This window comes from Pseudaquabacterium rugosum, from assembly GCF_038066575.1.
Lineage (GTDB): Bacteria > Pseudomonadota > Gammaproteobacteria > Burkholderiales > Burkholderiaceae_C > Pseudaquabacterium > Pseudaquabacterium rugosum.
Genome location: NZ_JBBUTF010000005.1, coordinates 80,228 through 97,622, shown reverse-complemented (window position 1 = coordinate 97,622; position 17,395 = coordinate 80,228). Strand labels below are relative to the sequence as shown.

The following is a 17,395-nucleotide window of genomic DNA, read 5'->3' as shown; positions in this document are numbered from 1 at the left end:
AAGACCGGAAAAGGGATAGCGACCGCAGGTAGATCGGCCGTTTCGCGCCGAACCTGAGGGATGGGGTCAGGTCTTGCCTTTTGTCATTCGTTTGAAGGAGCAAAGTGCAAGACCTGACCCCGGCCTTCCCCAACGTCGCGGTCCAGGAAGACGTCGCCCCCGTCATCGCCCCGTCGCGCCGCATCGTGCGACACCCCCGCCGCCGCGGCGCCTGATCGGGATCAGCGCCCCAGCACCACCCGGTCGCGGCCTTCGCGCTTGGCGCGGTAGAGGGCCTCGTCGGCGCTCTGGATCAGGGCGGCGAGGCCGGGGGCGTCGGGGCCGGCGTCGCGGTCGGGGGTGCGGGCGCAGACGCCGATGCTGCAGGTCAGCGACAGCGGGGTGCCGTGGACGTCCAGGCGCAGGGCGCGGATGTCGCGGGCCAGGCGCTCGGCGACGTCGACGGCGCCGCCGGCGTCGGTGGCCGGCAGCAGCACGACGAACTCCTCGCCGCCGTAGCGGGCGACGACATCGCCGGCGCGGGTGCAGGCCGCCGCCAGCGCGGCGCTCACGGCCTGCAGGCAGCGGTCGCCCGCCGGATGGCCGTGGGTGTCGTTGATGCGCTTGAAGTGGTCGAGATCGACCATCACCACGGCCAGGGGCTGGCCGTCGCGCTGGTGGCGGCGCCATTCGCGCTCGCCCAGGCGGTCGAAGGCCACGCGGTTGTGGACCTGGGTCAGGCCGTCGGTCAGGCTGGCGCGCTGCAGGGCCAGCGCCTGGCGGGCGAGCTGGCGGCGGGCGCGGCGGGCCTCCCAGTAGTCGGCGTAGACGATGGCCGACGAGCGGCGCAGGTACAGCAGCAGCGCCAGCTCCAGGCCCAGCATCACCTGCTGCGTGGGGTCGTCCTGCAAGGCCTGGCAGGCGACCACCGGCAGCACGAGCGCCAGCGGATACGGATAGCGCAGCGTGCGGTCGATCGCGAACAGCGCGTTGCCGCCGCCGCAGAAGGCCACCATCAGCACCAGCATGATCCAGGCGGCGCCGTGGTCATCCAGGCTGACGATGCACAGCCCCGTCAACCCGCCCCAGTACAGCGCGATCAGGAGGGTCAGTGCGCGAAAGGCGAAGGCCGTGGCGCGGAAATGGCTGTGCAAGAGCTGCGGCAACCGCCGGTGCAGGCCATAGCGCACCACCGACAGGCCGAACAGGCCCGCCACATGGCCCCAGGCCAGCCACGGATGCAAGTCGGTCAGGCCGGTGAACACGCACACCAGCAGCCACATCCCCGGATAGACCCAGATGCCGAGCGCGGTGCGCTGGTCGATGTCCAGCAGACAGCGCAGCGCCAGGTTCTCGTGCGCGGCGGCCGTCGTGTCCACCATGGACTGGGTGTCGGACCACGCGGCCCGTTGCCCGGCCATGGGGGATGGATTCGCCATGTCGAGGGCATCGGACGACATGCCCCGAGCTTGAGCCTCCGATCGGGGTCAGGTCTTGCCTTTTGTCATTCGTTTGAAGGAGCAAAGGGCAAGACCTGACCCCGTATCAGGCTGGCGGCCTTGGCGCAGTCGTATTCGTCGAGGGCGAGGCTCAGGGCGCGGATGTCGGCGGTGGGGGCGCAGCGGCGCAGGGCGGGCAGCAGGCGGCGGCAGTCGCTGACGGCGTCCAGGCGGTGCAGCTCCAGGTGGCGGGCCAGGGCCTGCAGCGTCGGGGCGTCGGGGCACTCGGTGGTGCTGTCGGCGGTGCTGTCGTCGGGGCTCCCGGCGGGCTGATCACCGCCGGCGTCCTCCCGGATCTGCCAGGGCTGGGCGGCCCGTTGCAGGGCCTGCAGCGCCTGCGCCAGACGGGATGCGGCCGCGTCGATGCGCGGGGGATCGGCGCCGTCCGCCGCGCGCAGGGCCATCTCCAGGGCCGCCGCCATGCCGGAGATCTCGCCCGCACCGACGATGCTGGCGCTGCCGGCCAGCTTGTGGGCGCGCGCCGCCAGTTGCTCGCGGGCCATCGCATCGGCGGCCAGCGCCGCGCCGCCGGCCGGCAGCGGGCGGGCCAGATCGGTGAACTCGTCGAGCAGGCGGCGCAGCATCTGGCCGAACAGCACGCGGTCCCCCTGCAGATCCCGGATCACCCGCGCCACGTCCACCCCCGGCAAGGCGGGGCCGGGCACGGCGGCCCGCGGCACGAGCCGCCGCAGGCAGTTCACGAGCTGGTGCGGCACCAGTGGCTTGGTCAGGAAGTCGGTCAGGCCGGCGTCCTGCGCGCGCTGCCGCTCCGAGGTCAAGGCCCCCGCGGTCAGCGCGATCACCGGCAGGTTGCGCAGGGCCGGCTCCGCGCGGATGCGCCGGGTGGCCTCGTAGCCGTCCATGCCGGGCATCTGCAGATCCATCAGCACCGCGTCGTGGTCCTGCGGCTGCGCGCGCAGCACGGCCAGCAGATCCTCGGCCCGCTCGAAGCAGCGCACGTGCGCCCCGTGCAACGCCAGCACGCGGCGGGCGACGTCCAGGTTCAGCCGGCTGTCGTCGGCCACCAGCAGGCGCAGCCCGTGCAGGTCGCGGCCGTCGTCGCGCTCGTCGGGCTCGACGACGTCGGTGGCGATCTGCAGCGGCAGGGGCGCGCGCGGCAGCACCAGCCGCACGGTGAAGCGGCTGCCCTGCCCCGGCGTGCTCTCGACGGTGATCCGCCCGCCCATCAGCCCCACCAGCTGGTGCACGATGGACAGGCCCAGACCGGTGCCGCCGAAGCGGCGCGTCACCGTCTCGTCGGCCTGCATGAAGGGCTGGAACAGCGCCGCGACGACCTCCGGCGGCATGCCGATGCCGGTGTCCTCGACGACCACCGTCAGCGCCACCGCCTCGGCGGCCGGCGCCGCATCGGCGCGCAGCGTCACGCCGATGCGACCCTGGCTGGTGAACTTGACGGCATTGCCCAGCAGATTGGTCAGCACCTGGCCGAAGCGGGTCGGATCGCCCAGCACCAGCGGGCAGGCCGATGCATCGACATCGACGTCCAGCTGCAGGCCCTGGGCCCGGGCCGGCGAGGCCAGCATGGCCACCCCGCGCAGCAGCACCGCGGCCGGCTGGAAGGGTGCGGACTCCAGCCGCATCTCGCCGGACTCGATCTTGGAGATGTCCAGCACGTCGGAAATGATGCCCAGCAGCGTCTGCGAGGCGGTGCTCATGCCGCGCACCAGCTCCTGGTCTTCCAGCGCCAGGGGCTTCTGGGCCAGCAGGTAGTTCAGGCCGACGATGGCGTTGAGCGGGGTGCGGATCTCGTGGCTCATGTTGGCCAGGAAGGCGCTCTTGGCCCGGTTGGCCTGCTCGGCGGAGGCCTGCGCGGCCCGCAGGGCGGCCGCGGCCTCCTCCCGCTCGGTGACGTCCTGCACCGTGCCGACGTAGGCCGTCACCGCGCCGCGGGCATCGAACAGCGGCTGGGCCATGCCGTGCACCCGCCGCTCGGAGCCATCGGCGCGCCGCACGCGGAAGGCCTGGTCGCAGGTCAGGCCCTGGGCCGCGCACTGCCGCCAGGCCTGCTGCAGCGGCAGCCGGTCCTGCGGGTGCAGCGCGGTCTGCCAGCCGTGGCCCAGGCTCTGCGCGGCCGACAGGCCGAAGATGGCCTGCCACTGGGCGTTGGCATAGGTCATCGCGCCGGAGGCATCGGCCGCGAAGACGCCCAGCGGCGCATGCTCGGTCAGCGCCCGGAAGCGGGCCTCGCTGTCGGCGATGCGCTGCTGGGCCGCCTGGGCGGCGGTGATGTCGGTGCGGATCGAGATGTAGCGCTGCACCCGGCCGTCGGCATCCAGGAAAGGCGCGATCACGCTGTCGACCCAGTACAGCGACCCATCCTTGGCCCGGTTGCAGACCTGCCCGCGCCAGGGCTGGCCCTTGGCCACCATGCGCCACATGTCCGACCAGAAGCCGGGCGGATGCAGGCCCGAGTTGACGATGCGGTGGTCCTGGCCGATCAGCTCCTCGCGGCTGTAGCCGCTGAGGGCGCAGAAGGCGTCATTGGCCTCGGTGATGCGGCCCTGCCGGTCGGCCGCCGAGACCAGCGCATGGGTGTGCAGCGTGCTCAGCAGGGCCTGGTTGTCGCGCAGCGCGGTGGCCAGCTCCTGCGTGCGCTCGCGCTCGGCGGCCTCCAGCGCGGCGCGGCCGCGGTGGGCCAGGGCCAGGTACACCAGCAGCCCCAGCAGGCTGCTGGCCAGGGTGCCGGCCAGTGCCACCAGGCTGGCCGAGGGCAGGCTCTGCCCCGCCAGCCACGCCGCCGTCGGCCGCACCGACAAACGCCACTGCCGCTGGAACACCTGGCGCGGCAGCTCACGCACCCGCCGGGCCGGAGCCGCCTCGGTCGACCGCGCCGACGTGACGGCGGCCACCGGCCGGTAGACCGCCACCCAGGCCCCGTCCGCATCCTGGTCGTCGATCGACAGCTGCAGCCCGGGCTGGGTGGCCAACGGCGCCGCCAGCATCGCGTGGACATCCACCAGCGCGCTGACGACCCCCACCGCCCGGGCCTGCGCCAGATCCGGCGCGGCAGGCCGCGGGCCGTCCGGGTACATGGCCAGGTACAGCACCACCATCGCGTGCGGCGGCCGGCCGGCCGGCCCGGCCCAGTCCACCAGCGGCGCGCTGCCGTGGAGCTCCCCGCTGCGCAGCGTGGCGATCACGCCCTGGGCGCGCCGCGGGTCGGCCAGGCTGTCCAGGCCGAGAAAGCCGCGGTAGGCCACCGGATCCGAGACCACCTGCAGCACCACGTGATCGGCCACGCCGGGGCGGACTGGATGCAGGGCGAAGTCCGGCCCGTGCGCCTGACGCATGCGGGCCAGGAACGCGGGCAGCCGGGCGGCCGTCACCCGCTGCTGGAAGCCGACGGCCTGCAGGCCCGGGAACTCACGCGGCACATCGCGTGAGGCCAGATAGGCCGAGAAGCCCTGCTGCGTCAGCCGCTGCGTGCCCGTGCCCTGGAAGTAGCCGCGCACGCCGCGCATGCCCTTGCCGATGGCGCCCGCCGCCCGCTCGACCTCGGTCACCAGCGCGGACGAGGCCTGATCGAAGCGCTGCTGCAGCAGGCGCTCGTTCTCGGTCGCACGGCGCCAGGTCAGCGCCGCGGTCAGGCCCAGACCCAGCGCCAGCACCGCCAGGGCCGTGCTGCGCGGGCGCAGGCGGTCAAGCATCCGCCACCTCGGTCGGCCACGGGCACAGGCAGCGGGCGCGGCCCTGGCGCTTGGCCTCGTACAGGGCCGTGTCGGCCTGTGACGACAGCCGCTCCAGCGCATCCCGCGCGGACAGATCGGCGCGGACCGCGTCGCCATCGCGCTGCCAACCCGGGCTGCGGGCATCGAAGGCGCTGCCGCCGATCGACACGCTGACCCACGGGCTGGCCGACGACGCCCCGTGCACCCGCCGCACCGCCGACACCTCGGCCAGCACCCGCTCGCCCATGGCCTGGGCGCCGGCCAGATCGGTGTCGGGCAGCAGCATCACGAACTCCTCGCCGCCATAACGCGCGACCAGATCGGCCGGCCGGTGCACACAGCGCTGCAGGGCCTGGGCGACATCACGCAGACAGGCATCTCCCGCCGCATGGCCATGGCGGTCGTTGTAGGCCTTGAAGTGATCGACATCGATCATCAGCACCGCCAGCGCCCGGCGGTTGCGCAGCGCACGCAGACACTCCCGCGGCAGCACGTCGTCCCAACGGCGGCGGTTGGCGATGCCGGTCAGGCCATCGATCCAGGCCGCCACCCGCAGCGCATCGGCCATGCGCTTCATCCGCACATGGGTGGCGATGCGGGCCTGCACCACCGGCCCCCGCGGCGGCTTGGCGATGAAGTCCACCGCGCCGACGGCCAGGCCGCGCAGCTCGGCCGCGTCGTCATGGTGCTGGGACAGGAAGATCACCGGCACCTCGGCCAGCGCCGGCACCTCCTTCAGCCGGGCGCAGACCTCATAGCCATCGAGCCCCGGCATCTCCACATCCAGCAGCACCAGATCCGGCGGATCCGCCTGCGCCAGCCGCAGCGCATCCGCCCCATTGCGCGCCACCCGCAACGCATACGCCGCCCCCAACAACACCTGCAACGCGACGATGACATTCACATCGTCATCCACGATCAACACACTGTCGCGCATCGGCATGCCTCCTGTTTGAGCGGGGTCAGGTCTTGCCTTTTGTCATTCGTTTGAAGGAGCAAAGAGCAAGACCTGACCCCGGCAGGCGGATCGTACGCGTGGATAGGGCGTCAAAAGCGCGGGCCAGCCCCTGGCTGGCGGCCCACAGGCCGATGGCGGCCAGGCTGGCGGCCAGCGCGCCATCGAGGCCGGCGGCGGCGTACAGCGCGTTGCCCAGCACCAGCACCGCGAAGTGGGTGAGGAACAGCGTGTACGAGCCATCGGCCAGCCGGCGGCTCAGGCCATCGAGCCGGCGCCCCAGCAGCCGCGGCCAGGCGCCGGCCCACAGCAGCAGCAGCGCCACCGCGGTGGCCACGGCGATGCGGCTGCGCCACTCCATCCAGCACGCCACGCCGCCGAGCACCACGATCAGCGCCGTGGCCAGCCAGCGCCGCTCGCGCAGCAGCGCGGCCAGCACGCCCAGGCCGTAGGCGCCGAAGAAGTACGGCGCCCAGACATCCCAGCTGCTGTCGAGGTTGATGACGAACAGCGAGACCGCCACCCCGCCCGTCACCGCCCACGCCCGCGCCGCCGGCCAGCGCCGGCCGGCCCAGGCCAGCAGCACCCACAGCGCGAAGAGCTGGAAATCGATGGCCACGTACCAGACGCCCGCCCCCAGCGATTCATGGCCGAGGATGCCGTGCAGCAGCAGCGCGTGGGCCAGCAGGTTCAGGCCCTCGACCGGCTCGGACAGCATCGGATCATCGAACCACGGCCGCACCAGGCCGGAGACGGCCACCGTCAGCACCACCGCCAGCATGAAGGGCCGCGCCAGCCGCACATAGCGCCGGCCGATGGCGGCCCACGGGTTGCGGGCCACACCCGCCAGCCCCTGCGCGGCCAGAAAGCCGCCCACCACCAGGAACACCTGCACCGCGATGCGGCCATCCTGGTAGAGCCAGCCCGACACCGCAGGCCAGGCCTGATCCAGCCCCTGGGACACCGGCCCATAGGCCACCAGGTGATGCCAGACGATCAACTGCGCCGCGACCGCCTTCAGCGCATCGACAACCGGAAAACGAGGGGTCATAACCAAAGCGGGGTCAGGTCTTGCCTTTTGCCCCCCCCGTTCGAAGGAGCAAAAGGCAAGACCTGACCCCGATCGAAGCCGATCGAATCAAAGCGCGTCGTAGATACGGCGGTAGTGGTGGGCGATGGATTCGATGCCGAAGTCGTGGGCGGCGGAGGCGGCGGCGGCGTGGCAGGTGGGGCGGTCGAGGCGGCCGAGCAGCTCCAGGCAGGCGTCGGCGAAGCGGTCGGGGTCGCGGTCGGGCAGGTTGCGGGCGATGGGGCGGCCCTGCAGCACCCAGCCGGTGATGCCCTCGATGTCCATCGCCACCACCGGCAGGCCGCAGCACAGCGCCTCCAGCAGCACGTTGGGCAGGCCTTCCTGGCGGGAGCAGAAGACGAACAGATCCGCCGCGCGCATGCGGTCGGCCACGTCGTCGCAGGCGCCCGCGAACGTCACGCCCTGCACGCCGTGCGCGGCCAGCCAGGCCTGCAGCTCGACGTAGAACGGGTTGTCGTCCCGGTTGCCGGGCCCGACGATGACCAGCCGGCTGCCCGCCAGCTGCCCGCGCACGCGGCTGAACGCCTGCAGCAGCGTGTCCAGGCCCTTGCGGTGCTCGATGGAGCCCACGGTCAGCAGCACCCGCTCATCGGCCGCCCAGCCGAACCGCTGGCGCAGCTGCGTGCGCTCGTCCGCGGTGGCCGGGTGGAAGCGCTCGGGCGCGACGCCGTTGGGCACCATCACCACCCGCGCCGGGTCGATGCCGCCGGCCACCGCCATGTCGCGCAGCTTGGGCGAGATGGCGATCACCAGCGTGATCTGCCGCATCAGCCAGCGGTACAGGCCGCCCATCAGGCGCCGCCGGCCCAGCGTCAGCGGATCGTCGGAGCCGGCCAGCGTGATCTTGTAGACCGTGCGGCGGCCCAGCCAGCGCAGCACCGGCATGGCCAGCAGCTCGGGCCCGCGCACCGAATGGAAGTGGTAGACCGTGTAGGACGGGTGCGCGAAGGCGAAGGCGATCAGCCGCAGCGCCCACAGCACCTGGCGCACCAGCGAGCGCTGGGGCAGCGCGCCCGTGGCGCGGCGCAGCACGCGCACGTCGTCCTGCAGGAACTCGCCCGAGGGCTGGCCGCCGCTGTCGACCAGGAAATGCACATCCTGCCCCTGCAGCTTCAGCTCACGGCTGAGCCGCAGGGCCTGGACGATGGCGCCGCCGAACTCCGGCGGGCACAGGAACGCCACCATCAACACCGTGTTGAACTTCGAACTCATGTCTGGGAAATCGCCAGGAACCGCACGGCCCGATCAGCGGGGCAGCCGCTGGCGGATCAAGCGCAGCACCGTCCACGCATTCAGCCCGTAATAGACCGCAAGGCCCGCACTGTATAACCCCAACGTGAAGAAGGGTGTCAGATCCAGTGACACCCCAAAACCGAAAGCGCCGAGGGTGATCAGCGCCCGCACCCCATCGAACCACAGGAACAGGCGCTGGCGCCCCAGCACGTTGAGCGCTTGCGTCAGCGGGTTGGACACGAACTGCGCCACCAGGTAGACCGACAGGATGGCCGCGAACACCCCCGCATCCGCCCACTGCGCGCCGAACACCCACGGGAACAGCGTCGGCGCGCCCACCAGCAGCACCAGCGAGGGCACCGCCCCCAGCAGCGCCAGCTTGCGCGCGATGCCCACGGACAGCGCCTGCAGCCGCGCCGCATCCCCGGCGCCGAGGCGCGCGATCTCGGCGTAATAGGCCTGCGCCGTGGTCTGCACCAGCAGGCTCACCGGCATGGCCAGCACGGTGAAGGCCAGGCCCAGCTGCCCCGCCACATCGGCGCCCCACAGCGCCGCCGCGAAGAACACCGGCGATTGCGACGACACCACCAGCAGCACCTGCGCCGGCATCCGATAACGCGGGAAATCGGCATACCGACGCAGCGCCGCCGCCACCCGCCACCGCAGCCGCCGCGGCCATCGCCACTCCCGCCACAGCGCCCGCCCCAGCGCCACACAGCCCCAGGCCTGGCCCACCAGATGACCGATCAGCAGCCCGCCCGACAGCGGCGTGGCCGCCTGGATCAGCACCTTGGCCGCACTGCCCGAGGCCGACATCCCCACCTCCGCCAGCGCGATCGGGCGGAAGCGCTTGTGGCGCGAGGCCCAGGCCGACAGGATCTCGTAACTGCCCGCCAGCGCGATCGAGCCCAGCAGCAGCGGCCAGACATCCCCCAGACGGGCGGCCCCCACCACCCCGAAAAGGGTGTCACCCCACAGCGCGAACACCCCCCCCATCAGGGTGCACGACAGCAGCAGCAGCCCGAAGCACGCCAGCACCAGCACCTGAGCCTGGCCCACCCGCTGAGGCAGCAGGATGGCCGACACATAGCGCAGCGTGACGAAGGGCGAGGCCAGCGTGGTGCCGGCCAGCAGCAGCGAGAACAGCCCGTAGGCCTCGGGCCCGTACAGCCGCGTGATCAGCGGGATGGCCGCGATGCCCACCAGCTTGCCCACCCCGGCCCCGGTGGCCAGCGTGAGCATGTGGCGCAGCACATCGCGGTCGCCGCGGCCGCTCACAGCGCCATGCCGCAGATCCGCGCCGGAGCGGCCACCGTCAGCTCATAGGCGGCGGCGGCGCCGTAGGTGTGGTGCAGCCAGTCGCGCGCCGCACCCATGCGCGGGCGGCGGCCCTGCAGGTTGTGGGCATCGCTGGCGATCACCGTCACCCAGCCCTCGTCCAGCAGCGTCTGCGCCGTTTCCTGGGCCTTGGCGCCGAAGTGGCCGGTCAGGCTGGCCGCCGTCACCTGCACCGGGCAGCCCATGTGGATGAAGGGCGCCAGGCGCTGGGGATCTTCCATCACGCCGCGGTTGCGCTCGGGGTGGACGATGACGGGCAGGATCTTGTGCTGGATCAGGTGGGACACGAAGCGATCGGCCCCCAGCGGCACCTGGCCGTCGGGCATCTCCAGCAGCATGGTGTTGAAGCCCTGCACCTGGCCCAGGAAGGGCAGCTCGCCCAGCGGCAGCAGATCCAGGCTCTCGGGCGTCAGCCGCACCTCGCCCGCGCAGCTGAGCTTCAGCGGGATGCCGCTCTGGGCCAGCAGCGCCTGGAAGCGGGTGAACTCGTCGAGGATGCCGGTGCGCCGGTTCTCGAAGCGGCCCGGGAACACATGGGGCGTGCATACCACGTGCTGGATGCCGTCATCGGCCAGGGCCTTGGCAAGCGCCATCGCGTCCTCGACGGTGGAAGGGCCGTCGTCGATGCCGGGCAGGAGGTGGCAGTGGATGTCGATCATGGGGCGCTGATTGCAACATACGCACCACGCGACGCAACACCGCGCCCCGCATTGCGACGTCTTTTGCGACACCGTCGCGGAACTGGGCCTCGCCGAGGTGGTGGCCGCAGCGCTGGGCCTGAGGCCCTGGACCTCAGATCTTTCCGGCGACAGCCAGAAGCGCAGCGGGGTTGGTGCGGGCGATGGTGAGCAGCGTGCGGGCAGCGCCACTGGGCTGCTTGCGCCCCTGCTCCCAGCCTTGGAGCGTGCGCACGGAAACGCCCAGCAAAGCTGCGAACTGGCTTTGCGAAAGACCGGTCTTCTCTCGCGCTTCCACCGCGGGGCTGTGGACCACGGCAACCTTGCCGGCCTTCATCTCGCGGATGGACTGAAGCAACTCCGCGCCAAGATCGCGGTTGGCTTCGTACTGGGCAAGCGCCTGATGGGAAAGGGGCTCAGTCTTCGAGGGCACGACGGATCTCCTTGAGAACGACGTCACCAGCCTCCGGATTGGCAGAAAGGAACGCAGCGAACTCTGCGCGCTCCTCTTCTGTCCAGTACGCAGGCCACTGCTTCTGGAACAGCAGGGTCTCGACGACGGTGAACATGCGCCAACTATACGCCAGAGGCGCATAGACATCGCGTCTGGCAGCCCGATGGAGACCAACTGCTTCCTGGACGCCAGCGGTGGCCCAGCGCCAGCCCCATCCGCAAGACTAGGAACCGTCCGAACCGGGACGGCTGCGCTGGGCGATGTAATCCTTGAGCACGCCATCCGTGCGGAACTGCCAGCCATACCTTGCAAAACCCCCGCGCAGCACCAAAAATGCCAGCCATGACTGACACCATCCGCCTCCCCGATGAGCTCGGCCAGCAGTTGATGGCGCGGCGCCTGGCGCTCGGGATGAGCAAGTCCGAGGTGGCGCAGCGCGCGGGCAAGGTGCGCGAGGTGGTCTACCGGCTGGAAGCGGGGGAAGACAGCACGGTGTCGTCCCTGCTGGCGGTGGCCGCGGCGTTGGGCCTGGGGCTGCGGCTGGAACCGGTGGGCCTGCCTTCGGCGGCCGAGGTGGCCCGTCGGTTCCGGATGGACGACGACGAAGGCGACGACCATGGCGCCTGACGGCCTGCCGGAGCGCCTGCGTGCGCTGGACGTCTCCATCGGCGATCACGCCCTGGCCGGCCAGCTGCTCAAGACATCGACCTACGAGTTCCGCTACCGGGATGCGACGCCTGAGCAGCCTGCTGTCGCGCTGTTGATGCCCGCCAAGGCTCAGCTGACCTGGCAGGACGGCGACCTGTTCGCGCCCATGGACCAGAACCTGCCCGAGGGCGATCTGTTCATGCGCATCCGGCAGCTGTTTCCCAAGCGGCCGATGACGCCGATGCACCTGCTGGCCCTGGTGGGGCACAACGGCATCGGCCGGCTGGGCTACCGCCAACCGGGCGCGCCGGAGCGGGCCCCGCCGCCGGCGATGGGCAAGGACGCCCTGCTGAAGACCCGGTACAGCGCGGAAGTGTTCGACGACCTGGTGGCCGCCTACCTGAGCACCGGCGCAGGCATCGCCGGCATGCAGCCCAAGATCATGGTGCCGGACCGGCCCACCGTGCCGATCCCGTCGTTGATCGTGAAGGCCGCCAGCCCGGCGTATCCAGGCCTGTGCGCCAACGAGTTCCTGTGCTTGAGCGCTGCCCGAAGCGCCGGCATCGCGGTGCCCGGCTTTGCGCTGTCCGACGACGGCCAGATGCTGGTGCTGGACCGGTTCGACATGGTCACGCAGGCCGACGGGCGCACCGAACGCCTGGGCTTCGAGGACATCGCGGCGCTGGCCGGCCTGCGCGTGCGCGACGTGCTGTCGGACCGCAAGTACCAGGGCAGCTACCAGCGCGTGGCCGAGTTGCTGCGGCAGCTGGGGCTGCCCGGAGACAACCTGCACCGCTTCTTCGCCCAGGTGGCGTTCTCGGTGATGGTGCGCAATGGCGATGCGCATCTGAAGAACTTCGGCGTGCTGTACCGCGGCACGCACGACATCTGGCTGGCGCCGATGTTCGACGTGGTGACCACGGCCATCTACACCTACACCCGCTACCCCGGCGGCCCGGAGCTGGAGGACCGCACCTTGGCCTTGAAGCTGTTCGCCGGGCGGCACCAGACCCGCACCTACCCCACGCGGGAAGAGCTGCTGGACTTCGGCCGCCGCATCTGCGGCGTCAGCCAGCCGGCCCGGGTGCTGGAGGCCATCACCCACGCCCTGAGCGACACCCTGACCCAGGCCCGCGGCGACGACCGCGTGCCGCGCCCCTTGCTGGACAAGATGAGCGCCGCCTGGGCCGAAGGCCTGACACTGGCGCGCTGACGCCCTCCGCGCCAACCAAGGCCCACGCCGGGCATCACCCCGACGCAGGCCCTGAACATCACGCCTGCGGCGACCCGCCGCCCTCGGCCGCCTTGGCCGTGCTGCTGCCCCCATACGTCAGCTTGGCGTTGCTGTAGCCGCCGTAGCTGTAGGTGGCGGCGCCGTACTCGCCGTAGTACATGCGGGCGGCCTCGAAATCGAGATCGTTGACGACCACGCCCAGGATCTTGCCGCCCGCGCGCTGCAGGCGCACCAGGTTCTTGCGCACCAGCGGGGCCGGGGTGGCCATGGCCTTCACCACATAGGCGATGTTGGTGACCATGGGCGCCAGCACCAGGCTGTCACTGACCAGCTCGACCGGCGGGCTGTCGATGATGACCATCTCGAAATGCTCGGCCAGAGACGCCAGCGCCTCCTTGAACTTGTTGGACAGCAGCACTTCCAGCGGGTTGGGCGGCAGATCGCCCACCGGCATCATCATCAGCGGGCTGTCCTTGACGCGGTAGATGCACTCTTCCAGCGGGGCGCCGGCCACGAAGTTGGTGATGCCCTTGGCCCCCGGCGGCAGATCGGCACTGCGCGAGGCCTGCGAGCGGCGCATGTCGCAATCGATCAGCAGCGTGTTCTTGGTTTGCGCGTGGGCGTGGGCCAGGTTCAGCGACAGCGTGGTCTTGCCCTCACCCGGCACGGTGGACGTGATCAGCAGGATCTTGTTCTTGACGTCCAGGCCCGACAGCAGGATGCCGGTGCGGGCCGTGCGGATGGCCTCGGCATAGTGCGAGTGGTTGTCGTCGAGGAAGTAGCGGCCGAGCTTGAGACGGTCCAGATCCTTGACCTGCGGGATGGCGGCCAGGGTGGGCAGGCGCAGGCGCTGCTCAGCGTCATCAGGCCCCTTGACGGTGTTGTCCAGACGGTCAATCAAAATGCTTGCAGCAGCACCGATCAACAATGAAACAACCACGCACATGACGACGAACTGAACCTTCTTGGGCTTCACAGGGCGCACATCCGGCACAGCTTGGTCAACAACCCGTCCCACATTAGCCTGCACATCAGCTGCCAAGTTGGTCTCCTTAGCGCGGCTCATGAACATCTCGTAGAGCTGACGGTTTGTAACGACATCGCGCTCCAAAACAGCAAGATCAAATTCTTCGCGGTTGAGATTCTGAACATCGCTGCGTACCCGACCAAGCGCCTGTTCCAGAGACTTTTCAGTCCCACTGGCAACCTCGTAGTCGCGCATCAGGCTACGAACGACAGCTTTTTGCGCCGCACCTAGCGAACGCTTTATCTGAGAAATCTCACCCCCAAGAGAAACAACAGACGGATGCTGTGGCCCCAACGATTCTGCGAGCTCCGAAAGCTTGCGCTGAGCGTCACTTAACTTGGCACTCTCCGCAATAACGATAGGATCGCGAAGCACTGCCGAGACCGACGAATAATCGCCGTCCAGTACCGATCGCACCTGAGCGTATGCATTTTCAAGCTCCAAACGACGTGCGCGCGCAGCGATCAAACTACCCAATGCGCCAGTTGCTTGCTGCGACGCCATTGCCTGCGAGGATCCTCCAACGCTGACAACACCCTTGCGCTCGCGATATTCTTGAAGCGCCTGCTCAGAACGGGTCAGATTCTCGCGCAAAGAACCCACTCGTTCTTGCAAAAAAGAACTGACCTCTTGCGAGATTTTGAACTTGGCGTCGCGATCAGCCTCGATATATTGGCTGGCAATTGTGTTCGCGACCAATGCGGCGGTATCTGGGTTCTTGGACTCGACGCTTAGCTTCACCAACTGACTCAGACGGACAGGATCAAGGGCAATCTGAGATCCGATCTTTTCAACCACAGCGTCGACCAACGCATCTTCATTCCACTCTTTGGCTGTCGACGCAGAGCCGGCTATAGAAATAAAAAAGTCGCGCAGCCCACTCGATTTAATCCTTGGATCGTACTCAGGATTTTCCCACAAACGAAGCTTCTTGACTGCCCGAACCAAAACCTCTCGTGACTGAAGTATCTCAATCTGAGTCTGGTAATGTTCCCGCTGACCGTTTATTGAATAAACATCTTCAATCGAGAGAATCTTGCCCTTGCCTGACTCGATCAAAACCGTCACAGTTGATCGATAAACGGGGCTCATGGCAAACGCAAAAAGCGCAGATGCCACAGTAACAGCAACTGCCAAAAGCGCAATCCACCACCGCCGCTTCACCAAGCTGCGCCAGTACTCAAGAATCTCGAAGCCATCTCCCTCAGAAGATGGCAAAGAGAATCCAACACGAGACTCCGGCGCGCCAACCACGGCAACCTCCGCGCCCCCGCCCACATGAATCGGCAAGTTTTTGGAATTCATGGAATTAATCGCAAAAATTGGAAAAGCAACGCCACAAAACTACTAACATGATACAACAAAAGCCAAAAAATCCAAACAACGAACGACGGACCGGCGAGGACGCCTCAAGCCTCTGGACTGGCGCGAATCACTTTGTCACCGACAAAGACAACCCGCCCACTTGAAGAAAAGTCGTTATTTACCCACGAAACATCCTTTGACACGCCATCGACGGACAGCGCGAACGTGCGTAGTTCATCGCGAACATAACATCCACTGACCCTTCCGTTTCGAACATTAAACAAATGAATGTTCCCGGTCGCGTTATTCAAGCAGCGCACACCCGACACGAATACATCAGAAGCGGACGCCGGCGCGGACGGCCCGAAATCCACACCCTTATTAAAATTCCTAGAATACTCCCCCCCGATAATTGAAACGTTCTCGTACGCACCCACGTACACACCAGACTGCCCGCAATCGATTGCCACACATCGATCAAGCAACGCGCCGCGCCCTCGAGACAATACAAAACCATCATAGAAATGGGACTCGGGGCGCCAACGGCCATCCGGGAACTCAGCCGACTGGGACCACTGATGAGTGGCATAGCAAAGCCGAAATACGGTACTTGATCCAGAACCAAAGAAGCCGAAACGGCAGCCACCCGCAAAGCAATTTGCAACAAACGTATCCGAACATGCCCCTGCAGCGGATCCACCAATACTCAATCCGACCCAACCCAATCCGTACAACGAACAATCATAAAAACGCCCTCCCACCCCAGAAACATACGCCACGCCAGTCAATGCGGGGGATCTAAAAAATGCCTGCAATTCGATGCCGGAAGCTGTGAATTGATCACCAAAAAATGAAATCACAGCATCGCGCTCACCCCAGGCGGCCTTAGAAAAAATAGGCACCCGCAGCTGGACTCCTGAGAAATCAAATCGCGCACCGGAGGCAAGCACTTTTACAACAACCGGATGCAAGATATCCACCGACGTCATGAACTGACGTAAGGGCGCATCAGACTCGCCAACGGCGACCGAGGTCAACCATCGAACAAGATCTTCCGTACGGCCCCGCCGAACGGAAGGAACCCGCTCGTTAAAAGCGCAACCCGATGCAGTCAGCCCAAGAAGCAACGCAGCGCGCCTGTTCACAAACACCCCATCAGAAGTGGTCATGTGCAGGCGGACTTTAGAAGGCCTTTACCCAACGCTTTGCGACCTCGTCTTCCGAGTACCGAAACGCAAAGGCCTCCGCTTTCTTTTGCACGAAATGAAATTTCGATCCATCACCGCAAAGGGAATCGATATATTTTTCTGCTCTCACAACAAAATCCTCCTCCGAGGACAGCAAGTCCGGAAATTCAGAAGACAAGATCTCAGAGGGGCCAGCATGGTCGGTACAAAGAGGAATACACCCGCAAGCCATCGCTTCGATCACGACCATGCCAAACGCCTCCTCCCAACCTTGAATGCGCTTGGACGGCAACAACAAAAAGTCGCTGGATTGAAATTCCTTTGCGAGCCGGCCACGTCCGAGCGAGCCTAAAAACTCGACATTCAAGCCCTGTTCAACGGCAGCGTCGGACAAAATTTTGGAATCCGCACCACTCCCGACCACAGAAAACTTCACCGAAAATCGATTGGACAAACGTCGAACCACGTCCAGCGCATCAAATATCCCTTTTGACTTAACTAGCCTTCCAACGAAGAGCAGTCGGATGACGGGCACTGAGCGCTCTTGCACTCTTGTTGCAGCATTGAAAATTTCTGATTCAAAAGAATGCGCGACAACCGAAATCGGCATCTTTGGCATGTCCGAACGGAGAAAGGCAGATTTCGCATACTCCGTCACAAAAAAAGCCTGCTTCACTCGGGGAAGAAAAACCTTAGCCCAGACCCAAGCCCCAAATCTGCTGGATTTTGCGGAATTAGAACCATCCCAGACTGGCCATGAGTTATGCCATAACAAGTTCCCGTTGCGCACAGCGAAGACAAGAAGAAGCACTCGCCAGTCATAAGGCGCAGCGCCCACAACGAAATTTACGCCTTTCGATCCAGAAAAAATTCGACGAATCAAGGCGAGTCCGTTCAAAAACCCTCGCAGAACAAGGGCACCATCCCGCCTCGTCGCAGCTTTAACCATCTGGCGAAACCAGCGAAACTCAAAATAATCGACCTCTGCACCGCGCAATTTGCAAATAGCCTCCAGCCCACGATAGTGATGTGGAGAACCGTATTCATGCCAAACCTCAAATTTCTGCTTACCCATCAGTA

The 17,395-nt window shown here is 67.1% G+C and carries 14 protein-coding genes; 2 read left to right on the top strand and 12 right to left on the bottom strand.

Annotation, left to right across the window (positions count from 1 at the left end; translation table 11 throughout):
* Positions 1-221 precede the first annotated feature (221 nt).
* The 9 genes from AACH11_RS06400 to AACH11_RS06360 form a co-directional block, all read right to left on the bottom strand.
* Positions 222-1,439 carry a GGDEF domain-containing protein gene (locus AACH11_RS06400; protein ID WP_341373372.1) on the bottom strand — a complete coding sequence of 406 codons (1,218 nt, stop codon included), beginning with the start codon at positions 1,437-1,439 and terminating at the stop codon, positions 222-224.
* Positions 1,440-1,483: 44 nt separating this feature from the next.
* Entirely contained in the window at positions 1,484-5,146 is a 3,663-nt protein-coding gene (locus AACH11_RS06395) for a CHASE domain-containing hybrid sensor histidine kinase/response regulator (RefSeq protein ID WP_341373371.1), read from the bottom strand.
* A complete protein-coding gene (locus AACH11_RS06390; RefSeq protein ID WP_341373370.1) occupies positions 5,139-6,104 on the bottom strand; it encodes a diguanylate cyclase domain-containing protein in 966 nt (321 codons plus the stop codon). The genes AACH11_RS06395 and AACH11_RS06390 overlap by 8 nt, the downstream gene beginning before the upstream one ends.
* Before the next feature lie 25 nt (positions 6,105-6,129).
* Positions 6,130-7,173 carry an acyltransferase family protein gene (locus AACH11_RS06385; RefSeq protein WP_341373369.1) on the bottom strand — a complete coding sequence of 348 codons (1,044 nt, stop codon included), beginning with the start codon at positions 7,171-7,173 and terminating at the stop codon, positions 6,130-6,132.
* Between the two features lie 87 nt (positions 7,174-7,260).
* Positions 7,261-8,424 (bottom strand): glycosyltransferase family 4 protein, encoded by a 1,164-nt coding sequence (locus AACH11_RS06380; RefSeq protein WP_341373368.1) that lies wholly within the window; start codon positions 8,422-8,424, stop codon positions 7,261-7,263.
* Between the two features lie 33 nt (positions 8,425-8,457).
* A complete protein-coding gene (locus tag AACH11_RS06375) occupies positions 8,458-9,723 on the bottom strand; it encodes a lipopolysaccharide biosynthesis protein (RefSeq protein ID WP_341373367.1) in 1,266 nt (421 codons plus the stop codon).
* Positions 9,720-10,442 carry a tyrosine-protein phosphatase gene (locus AACH11_RS06370; RefSeq protein ID WP_341373366.1) on the bottom strand — a complete coding sequence of 241 codons (723 nt, stop codon included), beginning with the start codon at positions 10,440-10,442 and terminating at the stop codon, positions 9,720-9,722. The genes AACH11_RS06375 and AACH11_RS06370 overlap by 4 nt, the downstream gene beginning before the upstream one ends.
* 133 nt (positions 10,443-10,575) lie before the next feature.
* Entirely contained in the window at positions 10,576-10,893 is a 318-nt protein-coding gene (locus tag AACH11_RS06365) for a helix-turn-helix domain-containing protein (RefSeq protein WP_341373365.1), read from the bottom strand.
* Positions 10,877-11,029 carry a hypothetical protein gene (locus tag AACH11_RS06360; RefSeq protein ID WP_341373364.1) on the bottom strand — a complete coding sequence of 51 codons (153 nt, stop codon included), beginning with the start codon at positions 11,027-11,029 and terminating at the stop codon, positions 10,877-10,879. Before AACH11_RS06360 ends, AACH11_RS06365 begins: the two co-directional genes overlap by 17 nt.
* Positions 11,030-11,256: 227 nt before the next feature.
* Between AACH11_RS06360 and AACH11_RS06355 the strand changes: the two genes are divergently transcribed.
* Positions 11,257-11,541: a helix-turn-helix domain-containing protein gene (locus tag AACH11_RS06355; protein WP_341373363.1), complete on the top strand. Its 285-nt coding sequence runs from the start codon at positions 11,257-11,259 to the stop codon at positions 11,539-11,541.
* Positions 11,531-12,775, top strand: coding sequence for a type II toxin-antitoxin system HipA family toxin (locus AACH11_RS06350; protein ID WP_341373362.1), 1,245 nt, complete (start codon positions 11,531-11,533; stop codon positions 12,773-12,775). The genes AACH11_RS06355 and AACH11_RS06350 overlap by 11 nt, the downstream gene beginning before the upstream one ends.
* Before the next feature lie 58 nt (positions 12,776-12,833).
* Here AACH11_RS06350 and AACH11_RS06345 read toward each other — a convergent pair whose 3' ends face one another.
* From AACH11_RS06345 to AACH11_RS06335, 3 genes are all read right to left on the bottom strand, one after another.
* On the bottom strand, positions 12,834-15,128 hold the full coding sequence (locus AACH11_RS06345; RefSeq protein ID WP_341373361.1) for a GumC family protein: 2,295 nt from the start codon (positions 15,126-15,128) through the stop codon (positions 12,834-12,836).
* A gap of 104 nt (positions 15,129-15,232) precedes the next feature.
* Complete coding sequence (locus AACH11_RS06340; protein ID WP_341373360.1) at positions 15,233-16,297, bottom strand: right-handed parallel beta-helix repeat-containing protein; 1,065 nt, start codon at positions 16,295-16,297, stop codon at positions 15,233-15,235.
* 13 nt (positions 16,298-16,310) lie between these two features.
* Positions 16,311-17,390, bottom strand: coding sequence for a glycosyltransferase family 4 protein (locus tag AACH11_RS06335; protein ID WP_341373359.1), 1,080 nt, complete (start codon positions 17,388-17,390; stop codon positions 16,311-16,313).
* Positions 17,391-17,395: the final 5 nt, after the last annotated feature.